This is a genomic window from Gelidibacter salicanalis, from assembly GCF_007997285.1.
GTDB classification, from domain to species: Bacteria; Bacteroidota; Bacteroidia; order Flavobacteriales; family Flavobacteriaceae; genus Gelidibacter; species Gelidibacter salicanalis.
In genome coordinates this window covers 385,347-410,622 of the sequence record NZ_VORX01000003.1, presented here as the reverse complement: position 1 = coordinate 410,622, position 25,276 = coordinate 385,347, and the positions used below count along the sequence as shown (strand labels likewise).

20 protein-coding genes and 1 tRNA gene are annotated in these 25,276 nt (G+C 37.1%); 7 read left to right on the top strand and 14 right to left on the bottom strand.

The features are described 5' to 3' along the window. Positions 1-116: 116 nt before the first annotated feature. Positions 117-527, bottom strand: a complete 411-nt coding sequence (gene ybeY / locus ES711_RS08000; RefSeq protein WP_146892402.1) for an rRNA maturation RNase YbeY — start codon at positions 525-527, stop codon at positions 117-119. Further along, positions 514-3,942: a DUF4175 family protein gene (locus ES711_RS07995; protein ID WP_146892400.1), complete on the bottom strand. Its 3,429-nt coding sequence runs from the start codon at positions 3,940-3,942 to the stop codon at positions 514-516. Before ES711_RS07995 ends, ybeY begins: the two co-directional genes overlap by 14 nt. Before the next feature lie 285 nt (positions 3,943-4,227). On the opposite strand from ES711_RS07995, the gene gltX reads away from it, so the two are divergent. Further along, entirely contained in the window at positions 4,228-5,739 is a 1,512-nt protein-coding gene (gene gltX / locus ES711_RS07990; protein WP_146892398.1) for a glutamate--tRNA ligase, read from the top strand. 88 nt (positions 5,740-5,827) lie between these two features. On the opposite strand, the gene ES711_RS07985 is transcribed toward gltX, so the two are convergent. Next, positions 5,828-6,505: a PorT family protein gene (locus tag ES711_RS07985; RefSeq protein ID WP_146892396.1), complete on the bottom strand. Its 678-nt coding sequence runs from the start codon at positions 6,503-6,505 to the stop codon at positions 5,828-5,830. Between the two features lie 168 nt (positions 6,506-6,673). On the opposite strand from ES711_RS07985, the gene ES711_RS07980 reads away from it, so the two are divergent. Continuing rightward, a complete protein-coding gene (locus ES711_RS07980) occupies positions 6,674-7,609 on the top strand; it encodes an SPFH domain-containing protein (RefSeq protein ID WP_146892394.1) in 936 nt (311 codons plus the stop codon). Positions 7,610-7,746: 137 nt separating this feature from the next. On the opposite strand, the gene ES711_RS07975 is transcribed toward ES711_RS07980, so the two are convergent. Both ES711_RS07975 and ES711_RS07970 read right to left on the bottom strand, forming a co-directional pair. After that, positions 7,747-7,956: a hypothetical protein gene (locus tag ES711_RS07975; RefSeq protein WP_146892393.1), complete on the bottom strand. Its 210-nt coding sequence runs from the start codon at positions 7,954-7,956 to the stop codon at positions 7,747-7,749. A 335-nt stretch (positions 7,957-8,291) separates the two neighbouring features. Next, a complete protein-coding gene (locus ES711_RS07970) occupies positions 8,292-10,301 on the bottom strand; it encodes a glutamine--tRNA ligase/YqeY domain fusion protein (RefSeq protein ID WP_146892391.1) in 2,010 nt (669 codons plus the stop codon). Positions 10,302-10,422: 121 nt separating this feature from the next. Between ES711_RS07970 and folB the strand changes: the two genes are divergently transcribed. Beyond that, complete coding sequence (gene folB / locus ES711_RS07965; protein ID WP_146892390.1) at positions 10,423-10,785, top strand: dihydroneopterin aldolase; 363 nt, start codon at positions 10,423-10,425, stop codon at positions 10,783-10,785. Between the two features lie 51 nt (positions 10,786-10,836). Then, a tRNA-Cys gene (locus tag ES711_RS07960) sits at positions 10,837-10,907 on the top strand. Positions 10,908-11,934: 1,027 nt separating this feature from the next. Here ES711_RS07960 and ES711_RS07955 read toward each other — a convergent pair. The 5 genes from ES711_RS07955 to rnr form a co-directional block, all read right to left on the bottom strand. After that, the gene (locus tag ES711_RS07955; RefSeq protein WP_146892388.1) at positions 11,935-12,402 is read right to left on the bottom strand and encodes a lipoprotein; all 468 of its coding nucleotides are present in this window, start codon (positions 12,400-12,402) and stop codon (positions 11,935-11,937) included. Positions 12,403-12,459: 57 nt separating this feature from the next. Next, positions 12,460-13,146: a LysE family translocator gene (locus ES711_RS07950; protein ID WP_146892386.1), complete on the bottom strand. Its 687-nt coding sequence runs from the start codon at positions 13,144-13,146 to the stop codon at positions 12,460-12,462. A 122-nt stretch (positions 13,147-13,268) separates the two neighbouring features. After that, positions 13,269-13,943: a head GIN domain-containing protein gene (locus tag ES711_RS07945; RefSeq protein WP_146892383.1), complete on the bottom strand. Its 675-nt coding sequence runs from the start codon at positions 13,941-13,943 to the stop codon at positions 13,269-13,271. Between the two features lie 96 nt (positions 13,944-14,039). Further along, positions 14,040-14,336: a YbjQ family protein gene (locus ES711_RS07940; RefSeq protein ID WP_146892382.1), complete on the bottom strand. Its 297-nt coding sequence runs from the start codon at positions 14,334-14,336 to the stop codon at positions 14,040-14,042. A 42-nt stretch (positions 14,337-14,378) separates the two neighbouring features. Continuing rightward, the gene (gene rnr, locus ES711_RS07935) at positions 14,379-16,577 is read right to left on the bottom strand and encodes a ribonuclease R (RefSeq protein WP_146892380.1); all 2,199 of its coding nucleotides are present in this window, start codon (positions 16,575-16,577) and stop codon (positions 14,379-14,381) included. A 719-nt stretch (positions 16,578-17,296) separates the two neighbouring features. Between rnr and rpiB the strand changes: the two genes are divergently transcribed. The 3 genes from rpiB to ES711_RS07920 are packed head-to-tail and all read left to right on the top strand — an operon-like array spanning position 17,297 to position 19,104. Then, entirely contained in the window at positions 17,297-17,731 is a 435-nt protein-coding gene (gene rpiB / locus ES711_RS07930) for a ribose 5-phosphate isomerase B (RefSeq protein ID WP_146892378.1), read from the top strand. A 3-nt stretch (positions 17,732-17,734) separates the two neighbouring features. Next, entirely contained in the window at positions 17,735-18,634 is a 900-nt protein-coding gene (locus ES711_RS07925) for a cation diffusion facilitator family transporter (RefSeq protein WP_146892376.1), read from the top strand. 26 nt (positions 18,635-18,660) lie between these two features. Continuing rightward, positions 18,661-19,104 carry a GNAT family N-acetyltransferase gene (locus ES711_RS07920; protein ID WP_146892374.1) on the top strand — a complete coding sequence of 148 codons (444 nt, stop codon included), beginning with the start codon at positions 18,661-18,663 and terminating at the stop codon, positions 19,102-19,104. Positions 19,105-19,630: 526 nt separating this feature from the next. Here ES711_RS07920 and ES711_RS07910 read toward each other — a convergent pair. The 4 genes from ES711_RS07910 to ES711_RS07895 all read right to left on the bottom strand — a co-directional run bounded on the left by ES711_RS07910 (position 19,631) and on the right by ES711_RS07895 (position 25,271). Continuing rightward, on the bottom strand, positions 19,631-21,265 hold the full coding sequence (locus ES711_RS07910; protein WP_146892370.1) for a S41 family peptidase: 1,635 nt from the start codon (positions 21,263-21,265) through the stop codon (positions 19,631-19,633). Between the two features lie 19 nt (positions 21,266-21,284). Continuing rightward, positions 21,285-21,668 carry a ribonuclease P protein component gene (gene rnpA, locus ES711_RS07905; protein WP_146892368.1) on the bottom strand — a complete coding sequence of 128 codons (384 nt, stop codon included), beginning with the start codon at positions 21,666-21,668 and terminating at the stop codon, positions 21,285-21,287. Positions 21,669-21,746: 78 nt separating this feature from the next. Beyond that, on the bottom strand, positions 21,747-23,639 hold the full coding sequence (locus ES711_RS07900; protein WP_146892366.1) for a M1 family metallopeptidase: 1,893 nt from the start codon (positions 23,637-23,639) through the stop codon (positions 21,747-21,749). Positions 23,640-23,654: 15 nt separating this feature from the next. Then, positions 23,655-25,271, bottom strand: coding sequence for a S8 family peptidase (locus tag ES711_RS07895; RefSeq protein ID WP_146892364.1), 1,617 nt, complete (start codon positions 25,269-25,271; stop codon positions 23,655-23,657). Positions 25,272-25,276: the final 5 nt, after the last annotated feature.

Sequence of the window (25,276 nt, the reverse complement as noted above, 5' to 3'; positions counted from 1 at the left end):
GTGGAACATTAACCGTTTTAATTTTGAAATCAACTTTAAATCCAGAAACCCGAATTACTGGCTTTATTAAAAAGGTCAAAATAAAAGTTTGCAAATATACGTTGATTTACTGAAACTTAGCCCAATTGGGACATGTAGAAATTTTCCTTAGAGCGCATCTGTGCCTCCTCTTCTTCCGTCTTATCCTTATAGCCACAATAATGAAGTACCCCGTGAATCATCACCCGGTGGAGCTCATCATCAAAACTGACCTGAAACTCCTCTGCATTCTCCTTAACACGCTCGATAGAGATATACACATCGCCGTTAATTTGTTTGCCCATCGTGTAATCAAAACTGATGATATCAGTTAAGGTATCATGCTCTAAAAACTGAATATTCAATTCCAAAAGATAGGCATCATCACAAAAAATATAGTTGATTTCACCTTTAGTAAAGCCTTCATTCGTAATGGCACCTGCAATCCAATCAGACAAGGCAAGTTCATTTTCTAATTGAAATTCTGTTTCGTAGTTAAAGCTGATCATTCTCCTTTTTAAAATAGTCTTGAACCTTTTTCTTATAAAGTTGCTGCAAAGGTAAGGCTTGCCTATTTAATATCTCAGTAGTATTAAAATATTCTTTGGCCCTAGGGATCTGATTATTTGTGCTATTATCAAACTGTTTCTGATTGGTATTTGACTCACGCTTCTCCTCGTCACCTTGTAAAAATGTAGCATTTTCCAACTTCAGCAACTGGTGCTGTAAATTCATCATGCGCTGCAAAGTTTGATTGGTAAACCCTTTATTGATCAAATCAGATTCCACCTGTTCCATTTGCTTTAATAACTGAGCGCCTTGCGCATTTTTTCCAAGTTCTTGCAGCTTATTTTCCAAGGCTTGACGTAGCTTTTGCTGCTCTTGATAAATACGATACAACTCGCCATTTAAGCTTTCAGAGGAGCCTTCTCCATCCTCCTTCCCTTCACCCGATTTACCATCAGCACCCCCTTGTTCTGATTCGCCTTTACCGTCTTTTCCTTTACTCCCTTCACCATCTTCACCATCTTCACCTCCTTCAGATTTTCCGAACTCCGACTTTTTAAGGCCTTGTTCCATCTGCTTATTTAATTCGTCTTGACTCATGATGATATCTGGCAATTGCATTCCGCCACCACCACCCTGTTTGCCCTGACCCTCTCCAGAACCCTCTCCTTGACTTGCGTTCATCTGAGATTCCATATTGTCTAAAATATCACTTAAAAAACTGGACAGATCATTAGTGGCGGTAATTGTGTACTGCTGCGTTGCAACGCCCGGATAAAGTTGGTTTTCTGACAACTGAGCCATCGATTTATCGATATTAAAAAAAACTTCCGTGATTTTACCGTTAACCTGTTCTGATAACTTTGGTTGACGCAAGGACAAAGCAAATAGACTATCATCAATATGCTCAAAATGCTCCCTTAAATTGCTTTGTTTACGCAAGAATTTACCATATTGATTATTATTGATTTGAATGCTTTTAAATTGCTTCATCAAATCTTCCTGGTCAAATGAAAACAGTACCAAATTATCCAATATCTGTCGCAACATAGCCGTATCTTCCTGTAATTGTTCTTGCCCACCACCCATCATAGATTGGGAAAGCTTAGCACTCATCTCCTTCATTTTTTTTGAAGCATCACGTTGCTTTTGCTGGGCATCTTTTTGTTTCTGATTGGCATCTTGTTGATCATTCTTTTGTTCAGATTCCCTTTTCTTTTCTAACTGCTCTGAAGCGGCTTGCTGATCTTGCTTAATTTCATTTTCCGCTGCAGGATCTTGAGGCACGTCCATGGGTTTCTTCAAGGCATTATTCTCCTTTTGGAGTTCCTCCATTTCTTTTTGAAATTCCTCAAACTGCTCATTCAAATTGCCCTGTTTCTCTTTGGTGTTTGTTTTTGAATCTTCCTTAGACAATTCATCTTGCGCCTTTGCCAGTTTCTCGAGTTCCCGCTGCAACTTCTCCGTTTTTTTGGCCACGTAATAACGCTTGGTCAATTCCAATAATTGTTGCAAACTTTTTTGCTTGTTCTTATTTTGTTTAGCCAATTGCTCTAATTTTTCAGAAAGTTCTTCCTTCTGGATTTTGTCCTGTAGTTTTTCTAATTCCTTTAAAAGTTGTTCGTCTTTTTTTAATTGTGTTTCATTGTCTTTTAGACGCTCCTTTAGCGCTTCTTTAAACGGATCCTTTTCATTATTTTCCTTTTGAAAATCCTCCAAGTTCTCCTTAAGCCGCTGGTTGAAGTTTTGCATGATTTCCTCTTGTTGCTGCTGACGTTTGATGAAATTCTCCAACTTCTTCTTATCACTAAAATTAAGCTGTTCCTTTTCCTTTTGGGTTTTGGATAATTCTTCCAACTGCTTATCCTGAAGTTTTAATTTTTCAAAGGAATTGTCTAAATTTTTAATGGTCTCGCTTTGTTCTTGCAATTGCTTCCGTACTTGCTCATCTTGGGTGAGTTTTCTATACGAAAACACTGTACTTATCACACTTTTATACTTATGAATAGCATCATTGTCAAACACTTGAAAGTACAACTCGTAGTTAACGCCCTCATCCAAATTAAGTGTATTAGGAAAGGCACTGATAAATTCAGTAAAATTGGAACTGTTGATCGGAATGGTTTCTGTCCGTTTATCGTCTTCATTTTCAACATCATAATATACCAATTGCAACTTACTTAATCCGTAATCATCACTGGCTTGGCCATAAAAATATAGGGATTGCTGATCAATGCTATCCCGCTCCACTTTAATATTTAATTCAGGATAGCCATCCTTAACCACTTGAATACTGTACACAAGATTTTCATAATCCTTCAATCCCTGATTACTCGTAGCTATACTATAGTCTAACTTGGAAAATACCTGTTTGGAGGTTTCAAATTCATTCGCACTTTTCTTTTCAAAGCTTAGCGTATCATAAGCATACATCACCACTTGGTCTGTGGAACGCGTTTTTATTTTCCAAGTAACAAAAGTTCCTTCAGGGATGGTGGTATTGCCAGTACTTTTCAGCACTTCGTCCACCCGATTGGTATACGACGGATAATCCAAAACCATTTCAAAATTCACCAGAGTAGGTACCAACATTAAATGTAGCTGGTAAGATCTGGAGACCACCTCATTTGCGGACAAGGTAAAACGGAGATTTTCTTTTACCTGTGGGAACACATATTCAAAAGTTCCGGGGGCCGTTTGTCTTAAAAAATAAGTTTCACCCGCATAATGGATCTGGGCATTTTCAGGTATTAGTAACCCTGACGTCTTAACCAATAATTTAAATTCTTTATGTTCGAGCGCTTGAAGGTTTTCATTAATCACAAAAAACTGAAAGGGTGCCGGTGGTTCATAAGCAGTTTTATAATTCACCACACGTTCATAGCTATCGCTAAACCAATTAAAATGTCCGGTAATTAAAGTCACCCCGATAATGGCAATAGGAATGGCCGCGTATTTTAAATACCTGATATTTTTACGAAAATTTACCGCACTTTTAAATGGGATTGGCTGTAATTCCGCTGATTTTTGTTCAATGCTTGCCAATAACAGTTCAGACTGCTCGGAACTTCGTTGCAGCTGAAGCACATTTAATAACTTATCATTGACTTCTGGAAAATGCTTGCCAATTATTTTAGACGCCTCATCATAATGGATGCCTTTTTGAAGTTTGAATAGTTTGGATAAGGGCCAAAGGATAAATCGGACAAACAAACTGACCTCTACCACTATAAAAAACCAAAATAAGATGGTCCTAGCTGTTGGGTTTAGCCACAAAATGTATTCGATAACCAAGGTGAACAATAAGTACAATAACCCAATTGCAAAAAACAAAATACTCCCTTTAAGCAACGCATTGGTATAGTACCGTCTGATAAATTGCTCGAGCTTACGTTGTATAGTTTTAAAATGGTTCATATCTGAAATGATCGTCCTGGCCGTTAAACCTACTAAATTACGATTTTATTTCAAGCTAAAATCATCTCAATAAGTGCGCTTATGTTAATTTAGAGCCATTTCTGATGTTTTCAGGATGATAACGGAAACTCACCATTCCCATATGTCGATACATACAGCAGACAACCTTTAATATGCTTAATCGTATTCGCGACAACAGCAACATAAGATTTGAACTCTAAACCTTGACCTAAACTTCCGGATTGCCTCGGAAAAATCTATCTTTGTAGTCTTAAATCAAACAAAATGACTGATCAAGTTCGAGTGCGTTTTGCACCAAGTCCGACAGGGCCACTTCATATTGGAGGTGTTCGTACGGCTTTATTCAACTATTTATTCGCCAAAAAACACAATGGTACTTTTATTTTAAGAATAGAGGATACTGACCAAAATCGTTATGTTGAAGGTGCTGAACAATATATTATTGACGCCTTAAATTGGTGTAACATTCCGTATGACGAAGGCCCCGGAAAGAATGAAAAATTTGCGCCTTACAGACAGAGTGAGCGTAAACATTTATATAAAGATTATGCCGAGCAATTGGTGGCTTCAGGCAATGCGTACTATGCATTTGACACTGCTGACAGTTTAGAACACCATAGAAAGGACCACGACTCTAAAGGAAAAACCTTTATTTATAATTGGCACAATAGAAAGTTATTGCTGAACTCCATCTCTTTATCTGCTGAAGAAACGCAAAAGAAATTGGATGATGGCGAAGATTTTGTGATCAGATTTAAATCGCCACAAGACCAAACCTTGCAATTGACTGATATGGTTAGAGGCGAGATCAGCATTGATACCAATATTTTAGACGACAAAGTATTGTTTAAGAGTGATGGGATGCCAACTTACCATTTAGCAAATATTGTAGATGATCATTTAATGGACATCACACACGTTATTCGTGGCGAAGAATGGCTTCCTTCCCTAGCCTTGCATTATCAATTATACGAAGCATTTGGTTGGGATAGACCTCAATTTGCACATTTACCATTGCTCCTAAAACCTACAGGAAAAGGAAAATTAAGCAAACGCGACGGTGACAAACTAGGATTTCCTGTATTTCCATTAGAATGGCAAGATCCTGCAACCTCTGACGTTTCACGTGGATACCGAGAAGATGGTTACTTCAATGATGCTTTAGTCAACTTTCTAGCCTTTTTAGGTTGGAATCCTGGTACGGAACAAGAATTATTTTCTATGGATGAGCTCGTCCAAGCCTTCGAATTGGAACGCGTTCATAAATCAGGTGCACGCTTTGATCCGGATAAAATTAGATGGTTTAACCATCAATACATGCAGATGCAAAATGACGATGAATTAGCGGAAGCTTTTAAAAACTGCACCCCGCAACTAGCGTTAATTGATGTAAATTTTGTGGCTTTAGTCGTAGGTATGATTAAAGAACGCGCTACATTTATTTCGGATTTGTGGGAGTTATCTTCCTTCTTTTTTGAAGCGCCGCAAGCTTATGATGAAAAATCTTTTAATAAAATCATGACTGATGATACCCGTAATCTCATGACGGAATTAGCAGATATTATCAATCACAGTTCAGATTTTACGGTTGATAATATCCAAGCCGATGTGAAGTCTTGGATTGCCGAAAAAGGCGTCGGATTTGGTAAAGTGATGCAACCTTTACGTTTAGCTTTGGTAGGTGCCATGCAAGGACCTGATGTTTTTGAAATTATATTTATGATTGGAAAAGCAGAGACCATAAACCGTCTTAATAAATTGGTAGAGACCACCTAAATTCTAACAGTATGACATCAAAAAGGCTTAGTCACGCACTTGCGGAACTAAGCCTTTTTTAGTTTAAATAAGTTTCAGAGGGCTCTTATTAAAATTTAATAAGTGCTGTAAGGGCAAACATACTTTGATTTCCTTTAAATTTACTGGTATTTGTTTCTCCCACAAAATTTTCATCATTGAGTTGGTTCAGGATATTTGTAAAGCCATATATGTATTGGCCTCTCAGTTTAAATGACTTGAAACCGGCAGAAACACCTACTGCCCCATTCACATTGAAGGGCGAAATTTTATAAAGATCCTTAGCGGTCACGCGACTATAATTTTCGATTATATAATTTTTTTGACTGTTATTTTTGACTTCTAAATCGCCCGTATATTGAATCATCGGCCCGATATCAATGGTAAGATAGTCCTGAATTATTTTAACATGCACCAAAAAAGCGACTTGAGCGGTTATCATGGTAAAGTCGATTTCTTCAGAAGGACTCGCAAGCGTCGGTTTGGCATTAATGCCTAGTGTATTTTCTGATAACTGAATCGTATAACTCACGTTGTACAATTTGTGCGGAAGATCTACACTCGCAGAAAGTCCACCAATCCAGCCTTGACCAGATGTGGTAATAAAATTATCCGTTTTAATATCAAATTGGGTTAAACCACCGTAAAGTCCAATCCTATTTCTAGTTTGAATATTTTGTTGTGCAAAACTTTCTGTAACAGAACCGATACTAAGTGCGACTAACAGAATAAGAAGATTGATTTTCATTGACATATGAAGTTTTGTGCTGCAAATTTCGATATTTTTTTTATAAAATTCCGTAATTCGTTGAAAAACAATTATTCTGCACCCTTGCCAATTGAAGAAACTATAGTTTTCAGCAGTTATAAACATTAAATTAGTATTTTACGTATTCTAACCTTTAAAATCCAAGTTATGTTCATTATTCCCATCATCGCCGTCATTCTTTTTGTCATTATTATCTCATCCTTTTTTACCGTGAAGCAGCAGTCTGCAGCCATTATTGAACGCTTTGGAAAGTTTCAGAGTATTCGTCATTCTGGACTTCAGATGAAGATCCCTATTGTTGACCGTGTTGCCGGCAGAATGAGTCTCAAAATTCAACAATTAGATGTTATTGTAGAAACAAAAACTTTAGATGATGTTTTTGTAAGATTAAAAATCTCCGTGCAGTTTATGGTGATTTCAGAAAAAGTATATGATGCATTTTATAAGTTGGATTATGCACATGATCAAATTACCAGTTATGTGTTTGATGTGGTCCGCGCTGAAGTTCCTAAGATGAAATTAGACGATGTTTTTGTGAAAAAAGATGACATTGCCATCGCCGTTAAAACAGAACTTAACGATGCCATGTCAGACTACGGGTACGATATTATAAAAACATTGGTTACAGACATTGATCCTGATGCACAAGTAAAAGCAGCGATGAACAGAATTAATGCCTCTGAACGTGAAAAAATTGCCGCACAATTTGAAGGTGATGCGGCGCGTATTTTAATTGTAGAACGCGCGAAAGCTGAGGCGGAAAGCAAACGATTACAAGGTCAGGGTATTGCTGATCAGCGACGTGAAATTGCCCGTGGCTTGGAAGAATCAGTAGAAGTTCTTAATAAAGTGGGCATCAATTCTCAGGAAGCCTCTGCCTTAATTGTAGTTACCCAACATTATGATACGCTACAATCTATCGGCGAACATGTCAATAGTAACTTGATTTTATTACCAAATTCGCCACAAGCGGGTAGTGATATGTTAAACAATATGGTGGCGAGTTTTACCGCAAGTAATCAAATTGGTGAGGCTATGAAAGAAGCCAAAAACAAGAAGAAAGAAAATGATCTGAAAAAGTAATCATTAATTAAAGAAGCCGTCTCAAAACTAATTGAAACGGCTTTTTTTATGTTTTTCTATCGGACAGCTGTCCGAGAATAGTCTCAAATATTCAACTCTCAGATAGGTTGTATAAGTATTGAGACACATTCCTTAGTTTAATGTTCTTTATCGTATTTAGTAACCAGTTCTTTTAAGCTGTCTAAATATTCCCTTAACGCCTGATTGTCCATTTCTACATCACTACTGTCGCCTTCCGGAAGTGTCATCGGGTTTTCATCCAAATACTTCTGAAGTTCCGGATGATGATCCTCAATACTTCTCGTGACTTGGGTAATTTCAGCTAATAGTTCTTGTGATAGTTTCATCTTTCCATCTGTTTTTTGAAACATAAAAGTTACTGAAATTAAAAAGGCTCACAAAAACTTTAATTCAATATTAAGATTTTCAAAATAGTTTTAAAGCAAAACATCACGTGTCATCCATGCATTTCCTTTAAATGTCATTTGTGATGAATTTCTTTTTCGAAATGTGCCTTTTTAAACGCATTGCAACTCCCTAACCCTTTCGTAACTAAATAGTTCGATTATGATTCCTAGCACATTTTTATGCAGAACAAACTTTTTAAAAGCCACCTAAATGCCAACTTTATAAAATATCGGGTTGAAAAGCATTAAAAACACTAAAACAAGAGCATATACTTTTAAAGCGCTTTAGCCTCAGCCGACAAAGCGTCATATTTATCCTCTATTCCTGAAGCGATAAATGCTTCTATATCTTCATTACGCTCTAAACCTTGTTCTAATAACACACCTAAGGTGATCATGGTGGCAATACGCGTCCCTACTTTTTTGGCCGCAGTATTAAACCAAGGTTCCAAATCTTCATAACTTACATCATTAGCAAGTTCTTGAATCTCTGCTTTGGTTTTTAACTGTTTTTCTTCCGGCAAATTGGTGTATTTTTTACCCAATTGCTGAATGATTTCGATCGCTTTTCGTTGCGGCAGATTGTTTTTCGATTTTGTTTGCTGTGGCGTGTTTTCTTGCTCCGTTTTTGCAGTAGGTACTTCCTTTGTCCACGAATCGCGCAAGCCCACAGTTTTGTTGAACACTAAATGTTCAGCCGTTGTATCCTTATCAACATTAAAATATCCCAAACGTTGAAATTGATAACGGTCCCCTACTTTAGCGTCCTTTAAACTTGGCTCCACGTAAGCGGTGATGGTTTTTAACGATTCAGGATTTATAAATTCCATAAAATCCTTATCCGGATGTGCGTCTGGAGAAGGATCCATAAATAAACGATCATACTCTCTAACCTCAGCTTTTATAGCATGTTTAATAGAAACCCAGTGCAAAGTTCCTTTCACTTTTATAGATGTATCTTCAGTATAAGTACAGTGAATTTCTGTAATGGTGCCTTGGGCATCTTTAACAACGCTTTCCCCTTTAATGATGTATGCATTCTTTAAACGCACCTGTTTTCCGATGCTTAATCTGAAATATTTGCTGCTTGCTTCTTCCTTAAAATCGTCTCTTTCAATGTAGAGTTCTCTAGAAAAAGGGACTTTTCTAAAGCCCATACCATCATCTTCCTGATTGTTTTCAGCTTCCAGCCACTCTTCCTTTCCTTCTGGATAATTCGTGATTACCAGTTTAACAGGATCTAAAACAGCCATGACCCTTGGTGCGGTCTTGTTCAAATCTTCCCGGATGCAGAACTCTAAAAGCGCCACATCAATAACATTATCGCGCTTGGCAACTCCTACCGTTTCCACAAACTTCCGTATAGCGTTGGGTGTATAACCTCTACGACGCAACCCAGAAATAGTAGGCATTCGTGGGTCATCCCAACCGGAAACAATCTTCTCTTCCACTAATTTTAGCAACTTACGTTTGCTCATAATGGTATAACTAAGGTTTAAACGGGCAAATTCGCGTTGTTTAGGACGAATGTTGTTAGTTTCGACCACTTGGTCCAAGAACCAATCGTAAAGCTCTCTATGCGGCTTAAATTCGAGCGAACATAAACTGTGTGTAATACGTTCCAAATAATCACTTTCACCATGCGTCCAATCGTACATCGGGTAAATGCACCAATCGTTGCCCGTTCTGTGATGGTGTTTTTTTAAGACGCGATACATGATGGGGTCGCGCATTAGCATATTAGTATGCTTCATGTCAATTTTTGCGCGCAATACATGCGACCCTTCATCACATTCTCCATTCTTCATTTTTTCGAAAAGGGCAAGGTTTTCCTCGACACTTCTATTGCGGTACGGTCCATCAACCCCAGGTTGTGTTGGTGTTCCTTTTTGCTCTGCCATGGCTTCAGAAGATTGGGAATCGACATAAGCCTTGCCATCCTTGATCATTTGAATAGCCCAATCATACAATTGTTGAAAATAATCAGAAGAATACAATTCATCCGCCCATGTATAGCCTAACCAAGAAATATCCTCCTTAATGGCATCTACATACTCCTGCTCTTCCTTGGCGGGATTAGTATCATCAAACCGAAGATTGACCGGCGCATTATATTTTTCGCCCAAACCAAAACTAATGCCGATGGCTTTAGTATGTCCTATGTGCAAATACCCATTAGGTTCCGGAGGAAATCGGAATCTAAGGTCGTCTTTAGACATTCCATTCGCTAAATCTTCTTCTATAATGTGCTCTAAAAAATTGAGCGATCTTGATTCTTCTGACATAGGACTTGTACGTATTTGTTTATTCTTTAGTGCTTTTATCTGCACCATAAGAATTCTATTGCAAAATTAGGGATTTTTTTAGTTCTATAAATGCCTTATTTTTGTGGATATAAATGGAATTATGGGTGTTATTAAAGTTGAAAATATTCGGGTGTTTGCACACCATGGGTGTTTAAGTGAAGAAACAAAAATTGGTAGTGATTATCGCGTGGATTTAAAGATTAAAGCCGACTTACAACCGTCTGCACAATCTGATAAACTTAGTGAAACCGTCGATTACGTGCTACTTAACAGAATCATTAAGGAAGAAATGAAGCAACCTTCCTATTTACTTGAAACTGTTGCCAAACGGATCTTGAAACGTATTTTTGAAGAAGATCAGTTAGTGACCAAAGCTACAGTGTCAGTGAGTAAATTGAACCCTCCTATTGGTGGCGATGTTGAGAAAGTGACCATTAAAATGTCCGAAAGACGAAAATTATAGAACTATATAGCTTACCACGTTTATTTTTTTTACATTTGCACTTCCAAATTCGGCATCATGGCCGAGTGGCTAGGCAGAGGTCTGCAAAACCTTCTACAGCGGTTCGAATCCGCTTGATGCCTCAAGAAAACCTTCAACTTTTGTTGAGGGTTTTTTATTCTAAATTTTTATCTGTTGGAACGCTGAGGACGCGGATTTGTCTGATTTGAGCTGATTTTTGTGTTGGTATAAATTTTTATAAAAAATTAATTAAAGAATGTAAACCTTCTACAGCGGTTCTCCCGATAGCTATCGGGACCTTTGATGCCTCAAGAAAACCTTCAACTTTTGTTGAGGGTTTTTTTATTCTAAATTTTTCTGTAGGAGCGCTGATGACGCGGATTTGTCTGATTTGAGCTGATTTTGTAATACTTCTGAATTCTTATCTATGATTAATCAAAGCCTGTAAATGTTATACAGTGGTTCTCCAGATAGCGATCGAGACGCCTGAAGAAGAAACAAGACCGCTGCGCTTCAAGAACAAAGAATCAAGATTTTTTGCGTGAATATCAATTATTATGGTAGTTCAACTCACGTAAGAAGAAATTGGTATAAACTCCTCTTAAAAATGACCTACTTAGTTCATCCAAAGAAAATAAATTTTTGTTTTGCTTTAGCGTAAATCTGTTTCATCTGCGGGATGATTGTTCAAAATGCATAAAAGAGAATCAAGACTGCTGCATTTTTTTACAAAGAATCAAGTCGTAAATTTAAATATGAAATTATTGCGGCAGCTTGAATGTTAAAATGAAAGGAAATTTTGCACAGTTAAAGGTTAGACAGTAGTCAATTAAAAAGAAATCGTATTGCTCATTTTATTCAGATATTCTATTTTAAAGATCCAGTCTCTCGGGTAAAATCTTGGTAATTTCTACATAATCTTCATTTACGGTTCGAAGAACACCTCAATATCATTAGGAAAGTATTTTGAAACTATTTTGAATTAACACACACTATGCTAAAATAAAAAATGAACATAGATTGACGATTATTATGCCAAATTCACACATTTATGATGAATAACTATTTCGTATTAAGGCCTTTTCTAACTTTTATACTTAAACACTTATAACACAGATTAGGCAAATATCCACCGATGTTTTTATACTACTAGGGGTTGTTAATTAATGCAATACTTGCATTCACTTCATCCATAAAATTATGGAGATATTCAGGAACATTTTCTTTAATCTGATCCATATTCCAGGTGTATAAAGTTCCATTTTGGGAAAGTTGAATATACAATCCGCCGCCATCAGCGCAATCAGGACATCCAAAAACAGAAGTTTCGTCGGTTAACAATTCTTGTGGTACAGCAGATATTAAAGACCTAACATTTTCAAACGTAGCGTGATCTAACTCACGAAAACTTAGGTTATCAAGACTGTAATTATCGTTGGTATCCTCATAGAGTTTTGTTTCCGTCAGCTTGAAAATTTCTACACAAGATTGCCCGGCACACATCCCGTAATAATGCCCAAAAATAAGATAATCGCCTGTTTCTATGGTGTTATCATCATCAGAATTGCAAGCCGTTAATACAACAGCAGTAAATAGGAAAAAAAATACTCTTTTCATAAGTTAAGGTTTCTAAGAAGATGGCATTTTATAAAAAGGGTTGCGTGAACTTAGAACTTATTCAGTTTCAAAGGGGTTGATTTGTTCCAAACGGTCTTTTAACAATTCCTTTTCCTTAGGAAAAAAAGCCTGGGAAAGCAACAAAATACCAAAACCCAAAATAACTAATGCTATAATTTTTTTGGTCTTAAATATAAGTCGTGGGGTGAGTTTGTTCTTAAGCTTCTTAGCAATAAGAATTTTAAAAATATCAATGATAAAATAAGTCACCAAAATAGTGCTTAAAAAAACCATGACACCGCCTTTAGTTTCCGTAAACGAGTTGGCAATGATGATAAAGCCTACCCATCCCACCAATACGCCAATATTGATAAAATTCAGTAAAAAACCCTTTAAAAAGAGCTTTCCATAATTTTTTTGAAGTTCAACCTTATGGTATTCTCTGACTATAGATCGAAAGGATTTTGAAGTTTTTGTAAAACTGATCGTGCCATAAACCACTAAAATAACACCTCCAAATACCAGGAAGTTAGGGTCATCCTTAATTTTTTCCAATAATTTGTTGGTACTGAAAAAGGCGACGGCAATAAAAAGAATATCGGCCAACATCACACCCAAATCGAAAATAAGGGCACTTTTAAAACCCTTTGTGGCGCTAGTTTCTAAAAGCACAAAAAATACTGGCCCTATTGTAAATGCCAGTATAATTCCAAAAGGGATCGCCGATAAAATGTCGTCAAACATAAAACGTGTGTTTCAACAAAGCTACATAAAAATAACGCTGTTATGAGGCTCTAAAGGTTTCAAAAACCTATTCAATACCCTGTGTTAGCTCAGTATCAAGCAACTAAACACAAGGAAAATGATTAATCCATTAGTTTAATTCGCCCACCCAACACTTTGCTTTCGTTTACTTTTTCTGGTTTCCCGTAAACAAACACATCTCCACCGGCTCTTATTTTAATATCCGCTACCTTGGATGCATTGATATGCGCTTCTCCAGCCGCTCTAATTGCGACGTATGTCGATTCACTTTCTAAAGTTTTACCGGAAAATATTCCCCCAGTGTTAATACTAATATCCTGTCTAATGGCTTTTCCCGATACTTGAATTTCTCCACCGGTAACGGCTTTAACTTCGTTTTCAGTAACCTTTAATTTTAATTTGATTACACCACCTTCCTGAGCTCTTAGTTCCATTTTATGTTGCTTAAACGTTTCTTCAGAACTTACATAAGCCCCTTCATTAACGTCTATAACGTCAATTTCTTGATAATACAGAGTGACATTGGTTTTGTTGCCATCAAATTTTTCCCCCAAACGCATTTTTATCTTTAGGGTACCATTTTTATTGACCACTTCCACATCACTTTTATGATCTCCGGAAATAACCGCTTTTGAAGCTTTTGCTTTTACTAGCGTGACGTTAATTAAATCGTACACTTTAAGTTCATCAAAATCGCCAATAGACATTTCTATGTCGTCTTGGGCAATGGACTGGACTCCTATAAAGAGCGCGACCATCATTATAACTAATTTCATAATAATAATTTTTTATTTTATAAATTCAAAATTCCTCTCAAGTTACTCATTTGAGGGCAGATACAATACATGGGTTTAATAAATAAAACTTAAATTTTAGGCAACAGAAACAGCCGTTCCAGTAACAGAAACGGCTATGTAATTATTTGCTGTGACTTCCATGTCTACCTTGATACCAATAATGGCGTTGGCATTTAAAGTGCGGGCATTGTCCTTTAATTCCTGGAAAGCCTGTTCCTTAACTTGGCCCATACTTTCAGAAATTCCCGCATAGTATTTTTCCATATTGAAAGAAATACTCATTTTTTGCATGTTAACAGCAATCCCGGAAACAATGCCTTTATATTCAAGAATTCTAAAGCCTTCTATTTCGTTGGTAGTGGTAAGAATCATAAGTTACTATTTTTACTATCAGTACAGTGAATCTGGTAAATGTTACAGTTCGATAATTTGAGGTTTTCCAATCAGTGTAAAATCGAGGTGTTTTTTAACTAGGTCTGTGTTCTTGACCTTCACCACAACTTCTTCACCTAATTGATAACTCACACCGCTCTTCTTACCCACCAAGGCGTATTCTGTCGCATCAAACTCGTAATGATCATCGTTCATGTCTCTGACAGACACCATACCTTCACACTTATTTGTCACAATCTCTACGTAAATTCCCCAGTCTGTAACTCCTGAAATGACCCCAACAAACTCTTCATTCTTATGGTTCTCCATAAATTTGATTTGCATGTATTTAATAGAATCACGCTCCGCTTTTGTGGATAAATTTTCCATATTACTAGAGTGGTTGCATTTCTCTTCGTAAATAGCTTCGTTGGCCGATTTATCACCATCGAGATAATGCTGCAACAAACGGTGCACCATCACGTCAGGATAACGACGGATTGGCGAGGTAAAATGTGTGTAATAATCGAATGCCAAGCCATAATGCCCAATGTTGTCTGTAGTGTACTCAGCCTTACTCATCGTTCTTATGGTTAAGGTATCCACCAAGTTTTGTTCGGCTTTGCCCTGAACATCCTTAAGCATTCCGTTTAAAGAAGATGAAATCGTTTTGCTGTCCTTAAAATCGAGTTTATAACCAAATTTAGAAACCACACTTTGTAAGGCGGCTAATTTAGTAGCATCAGGTTCATCATGCACACGGTAGACAAAGGTCTTTTTAGGCGATTGTTTCCCAATGTATTCTGCCACTTTTTTATTGGCTAGCAACATGAATTCTTCAATCAGTTTGTTGGCATCTTGACTGGTTTTAAAGAACACACCAATAGGATTGGCCTGTTCATCTAAATTAAATTTAACTTCAACCTTATCAAAAGAAATGGCCCCATCTTTCATACGTTCACGACGCATAATTTTGGCCAATTCATCCATTTTTAAAACGGCATCCGCAACCTCTTGAGCTGCATCATAAGCATTACCTGTAATGGAAAGCTCTTCAGGAATATGTGTGTTTTGGGTTTCAATAATCGATTGTGCTTCTTCGTAAGCAAAACGAGCGTCACTATAGGTCACGGTTCTTCCAAACCATTGCGACTTAATTTCAGCTTTATCGTTCATTTGAAAGACTGCTGAAAATGTGTATTTCTCTTCATTAGGACGCAAGGAACACGCGTTGTTAGACAGTACTTCTGGCAACATAGGTACTACCCTATCTACCAAATATACCGACGTTGCACGTTCATAGGCTTCATCATCTAATATGGTGCCTTCTTGCACGTAATGCGAGACATCTGCAATGTGAATTCCAATTTCATACATACCATTATCCAATACTTCAAAGGATAACGCATCATCAAAATCTTTAGCATCTTTTGGATCTATCGTAAAGGTGAGTGTTTTTCTCATGTCACGACGCTTGGCAATTTCCGCTTCGGAAATAGATGTGTCCAGACTGTTGGCATACTCTTCAACTTCTGCAGGAAATTCGTACGGCAAACCGTATTCGGCCAAAATAGCGTGAATTTCAGTATTGTGTTCTCCAGGTTTTCCTAACACTTTCAAGACGGCACCTTTGGGCGAGTCTTCATCTTTATCCCAACTATCCAGAGAGACCAAAACCACATCGCCATTTTCAGCGTTGTTAATTTTATTGATTGGTACAAAAATGTCTGTATACATTTTGTTGCCATTAACCACGACAAAAGCGTAATTATCGTGAAGTTGAATGACTCCTACATAATCGCTTTTAGCGCGTTTAATGATGTTTGTAATCTCACCTTCAAACTTCCCTCGGTTACGGCGTTTATAGGCGTAAAATTCAACCTCATCACCATTAAGGGCTTTATTGATGTTATTGGAAGCAATAAAAACGTCTTCTTCAAAATCAGGACTAATAATGTAGCCAGATCCTTTAGAAGCCATATCTAAAATTCCCGTATGGTATTCAGTGTTAACAACGGCTTTGAATTTGCCACGTTCAGTTTCTTCAATTTCCTTTTTAGCAAGTAACTCTTGAAGTTTCTTTATAATTTGATTTCTGCTAGAAGCATCATTAACTTCAAGTTTAGCAGCAATTTGTTTATAGTTGTAGGATTGATTTCTATCTTTTTTTAAAATACTTAGAATTGTATTTGTTAGGTTAGAGATCTTATTTGATGATCCCTTTCTTCTTTTTTTTGTCATTTATAATGTAATCATATTGAATTTCTAAAGTTAAGCGAAATTCTGTTATTTGTAACTCAATTAAAGGAGAAGATTGGTAATTAAGTTTTTACAAAACTACGATTTAAATATTAAATGAAAGTTTCCTTTATATCAAATTTAAGAAAAGTCTGTCACCAGTGCTTTTAAAAAACTCTAATGGCTACTCAAAAAACAGTTATCCACAATAGTATATATTATAATCAGCTTTTATTTTAAATTAAAAAAAAAAATGATGTTTATGATGGGGTGTTAATAGCCGTTATAACTTTTTTGGGTTTTGCTTTGAAAGTCGTTAGTTGACATTTTGTTAGGATGAAGTTAACAAGTTATATGAATAGAACGTGTTGAGTGTAAGCGCTATTTTAAACCTTATTAACAAGTGTTAATAACCGATGTTAATAGTGAATTCATGATAATATTTTTAAAATTTTATGTTCACAGAACCACATTTTGATCATGATAAGTAAACGGGAAAAAAGGGGTTAAATTTTAGGTATTGATGATTATAAGCTTGGTTGTAAAAAAATCTGGATTATAAAAATTTTAATGTTACATAATAGCTACAAGATATCAACAAGTAATGAAGAGAACTTTGGCTGTTGTTAACAACGCTCAAACTCCATTATATAGAAGCTTAAATATATCCTTTTAGTTAGGTGTATTTAGTAACTTTATACACTAAATAAAATACAAGATATATGAAAATTTCAATTGGTAATGATCATGCGGGTACTGCGTATAAGAAGGCGATTGTTAAGCATTTAGAACAAAAAAATTACACGGTAAAAAACTACGGTACGGACAGTGCAGATAGTGTAGATTATCCAGATTTTGTACATCCGGTGGCCCAAGATGTAGAAGATAAGGTTGTCGATTTTGGAATTATTGTCTGCGGAAGTGGAAATGGCGCCAACATGACGGCCAATAAGCATCAAGGAGTCCGTTCAGCATTGTGTTGGAACAAAGAAATTGTGGCACTTGCCAGACAACATAACAATGCGAATATCTTGAGTATTCCCTCACGTTTTACAGCTTTGGAACAAGTTTTGGAAATGGTAGATACATTTTTTGAAACTGGTTTTGAAGGAGGCCGTCATGAAAACAGAATCAAAAAAATTCCTGTGGCGCATTAATTTATGACACAACACCATGCACATCCTAATAAGAAGGATAGAAATTTAGTTATTTCTATTCTGCTGAACATCCTTATTACTGCCGCCCAAATTGCTGGCGGTTTAATTTCGGGAAGTTTGGCCTTATTAAGTGATGCTCTGCATAATTTTAGTGATGTCATTTCACTTTTTGTAACGTATGTGGCTTCAAAATTATCCAAGAGAAAAGCATCCTTTCACAGAACTTTTGGGTATAAGCGGGCGGAAATACTAGCTGCTTTTATCAATGCCTCAACTTTAGTGATTGTGGCTATTTTGTTGATTATTGAAGCCATTAAACGTTATCAAGATCCGCAAGTAATCGAGTCTACATTAGTGATCTGGTTAGCGCTTATTGCTATTTTCGCGAATGGTTTTAGTGTGCTATTGCTTAAAAAGGATGCAAAAAACAACCTTAACATGCGTTCTGCCTATCTGCATCTATTCACCGATATGTTGGCCAGTGTAGCGGTATTAATTGGAGGTTTACTCATGAAGTTCTACCAATGGTTTTGGGTAGACAGCGTTTTAACCTTTTTAATTGCTGTGTATTTAATTTGGGTAGGATTTGATTTGTTGATAAAATCTTCAAAAATGCTAATGTTATTTACGCCTGATCATATAGATATTAAGGATGTGGTTAGAGCAGTGCACCAACTGCCAAAAGTGAATCGATTACACCACGTGCATATTTGGGGTTTAAATGATGATGAGCTGCATTTGGAAGCCCATCTCGAATTTAAGGAAGATATCAGCCTGTCTGAATTTGATCTCATTTTACACGATATTGAAAGTCTGTTACACGAGCAATTCGAAATTAATCATGTCAACATTCAACCTGAATTCAATAAAAAAGATCCCAAGGAAATTATTGTCCAGGATTAAATTAATAAACACATTTTGAGAATACCATGTTAGAGATTGCTACCAAAACATTTAAAGAACTCACCACTGACGAGTTGTATGCTATATTACAACTGCGAAGTGAAATTTTTGTGGTGGAACAAAATTGTGTCTATCAAGATTTAGATTATAAAGATCAGAATGCGTTGCATGTATTGGGTTATAAAAATCGTGAATTTGTGGCCTACACCCGTATTTTTAAACCAGACGATTATTTTGAACACGCCAGTATTGGCCGCGTTTTAGTAAAAGCGGAAGAACGTCTTTTTAAGTATGGGTATACCATTATGGAGGCCTCTATTGAAGCAATCAGAAAACGATATGATGAAACCAACATAAAAATTTCAGCCCAAGCGCATTTGGAAGGTTTTTATAATAACCTCGGATTTAAAGCTTGTGGAGATGGCTATTTAGAAGATGGTATTCCGCATATCCCTATGCTAAAAACCTAGATAATTTCTGATACATAAGTTACCCATAATTTCTACGCGGCGAAGGTATTTTGCTTCGCCCCTAATGTGAATTTAGGGCGCATTCCCAAAAACTTAATGCGTTTATAATCAATGCCTTGTTTTACCAAATAATCGTAGATATGCTTCGCTCTGGCGAGCGAGAGGTTGCGTTTTTTGTTTTTCTCTGAATGGCAGCTTTGCTGTTTTGTACACACATGACCTTAAACGGTGAAATAAATTTCATCTCTTTTTAGAAGCACTTTAGAAATTTCATCTTAGGTTTTTTTTAGATTCTAGCAATAAATAACTATAACCATTGTGGAAGAGTTTAGTATAGGGCAATGGTAACTCCTATTTTTATAAAAGCTATTAGGTTTGTTAGCGGTTTTGTCCTGATTTTTAATTTTTCCTATGTTCCTAAATCTTGAGTACAGAAACCCAATTAGGAGAATCTTAGTTCTAATTAGTGGGTTGGATGGCCGCTTGTGCACTTTTAAAAAACTTAGTTTATTAGAAGAATGGAATGTTATTGAAGATATCCAAGATAGTTTGAAGGATTTTTTAAAATTTCGGTACCTTTTTTTATTTCTGTATTATGCGCCATATAATACGTATACATACCTTCTCTGTAAAAATAGCGTTTAACGATCTCTTCAGATAGCAATCCCATCAATTGGGCTTTATTGTCATCGATTGCTTTCGTTTTATAGGCATTTAAGGAGTTAACCAAAGTGGCATATTCGGAATCAATGACTTCATCTAAGGCTTCATCTTTAGCTACCATTAAAGCATCATCAAAGGCTTTCTCGGTTTTGGTCTCAAACTTAAAATTATTAGCTTTTAAAAAGGCTTTAAAAGCATTAAAATCGACTTCCTTCAGTTCAAAATTCTTTAAATCCGTCACCTTATGGGAATAATAATAGTCAGTGGCAAAATCAAAAATCAAATTATCATTGACAATGGCGGTGGTGATCGGACTTAGTTTGGTGATATCCAACTCAAGATCTGGCTGAATGCCACCACCGTCATAAACGGTTCTTCCGCGTTTGGTTTTAAAAGCATTGTAATTTTCTTTTTTTACCCGGGTTGCTTTTCCAAATTCATCTCTATTCCAATAGTCTAAAGACTGAATACTGCGTCCTGAAGGCGTATAATACCGTGAGATGGTAATTTTCATTTGCGTCCCGTAGACTAAGGATTTAGGACGTTGTACCAAGCCTTTACCATAACTCCTGGCCCCAACAATCACGGCTCTATCTAAATCTTGCAATGCGCCTGCAACAATTTCACTTGCAGAAGCACTTCTACCATCAATCAATACCACTAACGGGATATCAGTATCGATGGCTTCTTTTTGGGTATAATAAGTTTTATTGTATTTGTCAACTTTAGATTTTGTGGTCACCACCAACTGATTTTTTGGTACAAAAATATTGGTAACATTCACAGCTTCATTGAGTAATCCACCTAAATTTCCTCGTAAATCCAATACGATTTGTTTGGCACCTTCACTTTTTAAAACGCGGACTGCATTGATGGTTTCAGCCGACGCTTTTTCATTGAATTTACGTAATACCACATAGCCCGTTTTGCCGTCTATCATGGAATAGTGAGGTACGGCATGTATTTCTACCGATTCTCTTTTGATGGTAGCCGTCTGTGTTTTTCCTTGACGCAGGTAAGTCACGTCTACGGTGGTTCCGGCGGTGCCTTGCAACAAATTACCGGCATCATCGTTAAAATCGGCCACAACGGTGCCATCCACTTTGATAATTTCGTCCCCAGCTTTTAATCCGGCTTTATCTGCAGGAAAATTTTTGTAAGGTTCTATGATGACTAACTTATCTTTTAAGGTCAATACATTGGCGCCTATCCCGGTGTAATCGCCAGTATTGTTAATTCTGGAGGCCTCCACATCCTGTTCATTGTAAAAATTGGTGTAAGGATCTAAATCCTGAAGCATGCTTTTAATGGCGGTATCCATCAAATTGGCCGGATTGGTGTCGTCCACATAATTCATATTCACCTCTTTAAATAAGGTGGTAAAAATTTCTATCTGTTTTGCGATTTCAAAAAAATCGCCTTTAAATGCTGATCCGGTAAGGAATACCACACCGATGAGTATAGGAAGTACTATCTTTTTTTTCAGTAACTTTTTCATAATCAAAGTCTCAAAAAGTTTAGGGTTTAGGAAGGGTCTCTTTTGTGATAAAAGCGTCCAATAAGGTATTCATTTTTTTCGATATAGTTTTATAATCACTTTCAGACTTCCCTATATACAGAATCATTAACGCATATTGCGCGGTAATGTTGTTAAAATAAGCGGATTTATTAAGCCGATAGGCCTCTCTCAATAACCGTTTAATGCGGTTTCTATGAACAGCCTTTTTAAAATTGCGCTTGCTCACGGAAACCCCAGCTTTTACAGGCACAGCGTCTTCAAAAACAGTCTTTAAATATACCAATCGTAACGGATATGCTACTACTGATTTTCCGTCAGAAAATAGCTTTTCAATAAGCTTTTGGCTTTTGAGCTTTTCTATTTTTTTATACGACTGTTCCATAGGGCACCAAAGGTAATTAGGTTATATAAAAAAACCGCTCTATTAAAAGCGGTTTTTTATACGTAAGCATATTGTGACCTAGTTAAGGGTCATCACATTATTATCTCTATTAACATCTGCCATATATCCTCGCGGGTCTATGGTGATAGACGTGATGGCGCTCTTAGGTTTGTCAATTTTAAAGCTATAGTTTGGATGTGTCCAAGCCCAATTTGTCAAAACAGTGGTTGTATTTGCCACTGGTTTGGCACCACGCATCATACGTAACGGAATGTTGTATTGGGCTTTTGTGCCGTCTGTAAAAGTGACTTCCACATCTAAAGGCATTGGCATTAATCCTATACGCTCTAGACTAACTGTTGTGATATCCCCTTCAGAATTGACTGCTTTTACGGCATAATCAATCGTATTGGTGGTCTGTGTCCAGTCCATCAAATACCAATCCAGCTCCAATCCGGATACTTTTTCAGCCACACGGATGACGTCCATTGGTTTTGGGTGTTTAAATGCCCACTCTTTATAGTAGCGTTTAAGCGTTTTATTCAGATTGTCTTCACCAATGATATAGCCTAACTGCGATAAGAACAAGGTCCCTTTACTGTATGCTGAAATCGAATAGGCACGGTTGTAATTATAACGATCAGAATGGGTAGTTTGTGGTTGCTCCCTATTTGACTTTGCTAGGGCAATATACGATCGGTACGATCCACTAAATGGGTTGTCACTATTAGTGCCACTGATAGCATCTAATGCTCTATCTTGAATATAACTGGTAAAACCTTCGTCCATCCATGAATGTTTACTTTCATTGGTAGCCAACACGAATTGGAACCAGCTATGCGCTAATTCATGTGCCGTAACACCAATCAATCCATCTAAAGAACCTTCGCCCACTATCAGTGTGCTCATGCCGTATTCCATACCGCCATCACCCCCGTGGATAACAGAATACTGGTCATAAGGATACGCTCCAATATGCGTACTGAAGTAGTTCATTAATTGTTCAGTTATGGGTTGTAATTTTTTCCAATTCTCTAAATTTTCCGCTGGCATTGTGCTTTTGTAAAGAAAATGTAAGGTTGGTCCATTTTCCATTTTTAGCGTATCGTGGATATAATCCGGATCCGCAGCCCAGGTAAAATCGTGAACTTTTGGCGCTTTAAAGTGCCAAGTTAAGGTCTTGCCCTTTTGTTTTTTTACTTTTTCGGTTTCGTAGCCATGTCCAATTTCATTAGGGTTTTGAAGATAGCCAGTACCACCGATAATATAATCTTTATCAATCGTAATTTTCACATCAAAATCACCCCAAACCCCGTAAAATTCTCTAGCAATATATGGGTCAGCATGCCATCCTTCATCATCATATTCAGCCAATTTAGGATACCATTGCGCCATAGATAAAGCAACACCTTCTTTACTGTTTCTACCAGCACGTCGAATTTGAAGTGGCACTTGCGCCTCAAACACCATATCAAAAGTGGTTTTTTCGCCCGGTTGAATTGGAGTGTTTAATGTCACCATTAAAATGGTGCCTTGAGTTTCATGGGTTACCGGTTGCCCATTTTGCAACAGTGACGTCACCTTGATATAGCCAATTTCATCCGGGCCTAACTTACTGATTCTACTTTCGTAATTAGGCTCTGCTTTGGTGCCCAAATTATTGACCATTCGGCCATCCGGATCTGCGATACTTTTTAAACGTGCATCCATTTCGCTATCCGGTTGAAAAGCGTTAGGATACAAATGGTAAAACACTTTGTTTAAATCATCCGGGGAGTTATTGGTATAGACCAATTTTTGGGTTCCAGAATATTTATAGGTTTTGACATCCATATCAATAGCCATCGTATAATCTACGTGTTGCTGCCAGTAATACGGATTTGGAGTTACTTCGAAATCCTTTTGAGCCTGTCCTGTAAAAGAGGACATCATTATAAAAATTCCGAGACTTAAAGCACTAAATAATTTCATTTTAAGATAGATTTATTAGAGGTTTTTTGCCACTTGTGCAGCTAATATTAAGGCATTGTAAGCGTTGGCTATTTTTGCTGATTTTGACAAGGTGCTGAACGGTTTTACGTTGGATGGATTTCCTCCCACAACTACTTTTGTGGTTAAGGCCAATCCTGAATCCATAATGATTTTCTTAACCTGAGGCGCAGAAAGTTTTGGATATTGTGATCTGATCAAGGCTGCAATTCCAGCAACACCAGGAGATGCCATAGAGGTTCCTCCAACTGCCTTATAGTTGTTATTTGGGAATGTCGAATAAATATCACCCCCTGGAGCAAAAATATCCACGTTTATTTTCCCAAAATTTGAGAATCCTGAGACCAAGCCTGACCCATACTTAGGGTCTAATGAACCCACACTGATAAAGTTATCTGCAACCTCTGGTCCTGTGCCGACAGCATCGTTTGGATAGACATTTTTAGTATCCAAATCAGTCCCTTCGTTACCTGCTGCATTTACGATTAACACATCTTTAGTAGCGGCATAAGCAATAGCTTCCCTTACCCAATCGCTATGCGGTGAATAATATTTACCAAAACTTGTGTTGATGACTTTAGCGCCATTATCGGCTGCATATCTAATGGCCAAAGCCACATCCTTGTCGTACTCATCGCCATTAGGAACGGCTCTGATGCTCATGATTTTTACGTTGTTAGCAACACCATTGCCTCCTTTACCATTGTTTCTTATCGCGGCCACAATTCCGGCAACGTGGGTGCCGTGGCTTTCAGAAGCTTTTACTGGTTTAACGTTGTTATTTCCGTAGTATTTTTGGGTCATATCATCAGGATTGTCACCTGTAGTACGCCCTTTAAAATCGACATTCAGGTTGTAATTTAAGCGGTCAGTTATATCTACCAATCCTTCGGTCAATTCTTTTGTAGCCGCTTTTAAACTATCAAACTCTAAACTGTACACATATTTTGCTACTGCTACATATTGTTGTAATGTTTGGTTGTTGGTTTTTATAGCATTGACATCATCCTCAGTGTAATTTTCCTTTTTTGTTTCTCTTTTTAAGGCATCATCAGCATTTTTGATTTGTTGTAAAAACTGCTCATAATTGGTCTTAATGCCTACATATTTATCGTATTCTGATTGGCGTTCTGCTTTTGCCTCAGCATATCTTGGGTGTGATGTATTGCCGCTTGCCAGTAAACGCACATATTCTAATTGTTCGTTATAAGCATCACCTAAAAAATTCCAGCCATACACGTCGTCGACATAGCCATTGTTATCGTCATCCTTTCCATTATTCGGAATTTCTTTAGGATTTTTCCAAATGGCCCCTTGCAAATCCTCGTGGTCAATATCAATACCAGAATCAATGATGGCCACAATCGTAGTCGAGCCTTTTCGGTTTTTAATAATTTCATCGTAAGCTCTATCCACGCTCATTCCCGGAATCGTATCCCGCTTCAAATCGAGATGCGACCAATGATTTTTTTCTGCTTCGGTCAATTCAGAAATTTTAAGGGGTAGCGCATCAATATTTTCCATCGGTGTGGAAACGACACCTGGTGCTGAACCACAATTATAAAGGGTAGTTGCTGCAAAAGCGGCAATAGCGAATGATTTAATAAATTTCATTTGAA

What these genes read in the sequence shown, in the direction of transcription:
- folB (WP_146892390.1), top strand. Translation starts at nt 10,423, where the DNA reads ATGGGTGTTATTAAAGTTGAAAATATTCGGGTGTTTGCACACCATGGG.
- ES711_RS07995 (WP_146892400.1), bottom strand. Translation starts at nt 3,942, where the DNA reads ATGAACCATTTTAAAACTATACAACGTAAGCTCGAGCAATTTATCAGA.
- ES711_RS07895 (WP_146892364.1), bottom strand. Translation starts at nt 25,271, where the DNA reads ATGAAATTTATTAAATCATTCGCTATTGCCGCTTTTGCAGCAACTACC.
- ES711_RS07970 (WP_146892391.1), bottom strand. Translation starts at nt 10,301, where the DNA reads ATGTCAGAAGAATCAAGATCGCTCAATTTTTTAGAGCACATTATAGAA.
- ES711_RS07975 (WP_146892393.1), bottom strand. Translation starts at nt 7,956, where the DNA reads ATGAAACTATCACAAGAACTATTAGCTGAAATTACCCAAGTCACGAGA.
- gltX (WP_146892398.1), top strand. Translation starts at nt 4,228, where the DNA reads ATGACTGATCAAGTTCGAGTGCGTTTTGCACCAAGTCCGACAGGGCCA.
- ES711_RS07920 (WP_146892374.1), top strand. Translation starts at nt 18,661, where the DNA reads ATGTTAGAGATTGCTACCAAAACATTTAAAGAACTCACCACTGACGAG.
- rnr (WP_146892380.1), bottom strand. Translation starts at nt 16,577, where the DNA reads ATGACAAAAAAAAGAAGAAAGGGATCATCAAATAAGATCTCTAACCTA.
- ES711_RS07950 (WP_146892386.1), bottom strand. Translation starts at nt 13,146, where the DNA reads ATGTTTGACGACATTTTATCGGCGATCCCTTTTGGAATTATACTGGCA.
- ES711_RS07985 (WP_146892396.1), bottom strand. Translation starts at nt 6,505, where the DNA reads ATGAAAATCAATCTTCTTATTCTGTTAGTCGCACTTAGTATCGGTTCT.
- ES711_RS07925 (WP_146892376.1), top strand. Translation starts at nt 17,735, where the DNA reads ATGACACAACACCATGCACATCCTAATAAGAAGGATAGAAATTTAGTT.
- rnpA (WP_146892368.1), bottom strand. Translation starts at nt 21,668, where the DNA reads ATGGAACAGTCGTATAAAAAAATAGAAAAGCTCAAAAGCCAAAAGCTT.
- ES711_RS07980 (WP_146892394.1), top strand. Translation starts at nt 6,674, where the DNA reads ATGTTCATTATTCCCATCATCGCCGTCATTCTTTTTGTCATTATTATC.
- ES711_RS07900 (WP_146892366.1), bottom strand. Translation starts at nt 23,639, where the DNA reads ATGAAATTATTTAGTGCTTTAAGTCTCGGAATTTTTATAATGATGTCC.
- rpiB (WP_146892378.1), top strand. Translation starts at nt 17,297, where the DNA reads ATGAAAATTTCAATTGGTAATGATCATGCGGGTACTGCGTATAAGAAG.
- ES711_RS07940 (WP_146892382.1), bottom strand. Translation starts at nt 14,336, where the DNA reads ATGATTCTTACCACTACCAACGAAATAGAAGGCTTTAGAATTCTTGAA.
- ES711_RS07945 (WP_146892383.1), bottom strand. Translation starts at nt 13,943, where the DNA reads ATGAAATTAGTTATAATGATGGTCGCGCTCTTTATAGGAGTCCAGTCC.
- ES711_RS07910 (WP_146892370.1), bottom strand. Translation starts at nt 21,265, where the DNA reads ATGAAAAAGTTACTGAAAAAAAAGATAGTACTTCCTATACTCATCGGT.
- ES711_RS07955 (WP_146892388.1), bottom strand. Translation starts at nt 12,402, where the DNA reads ATGAAAAGAGTATTTTTTTTCCTATTTACTGCTGTTGTATTAACGGCT.
- ybeY (WP_146892402.1), bottom strand. Translation starts at nt 527, where the DNA reads ATGATCAGCTTTAACTACGAAACAGAATTTCAATTAGAAAATGAACTT.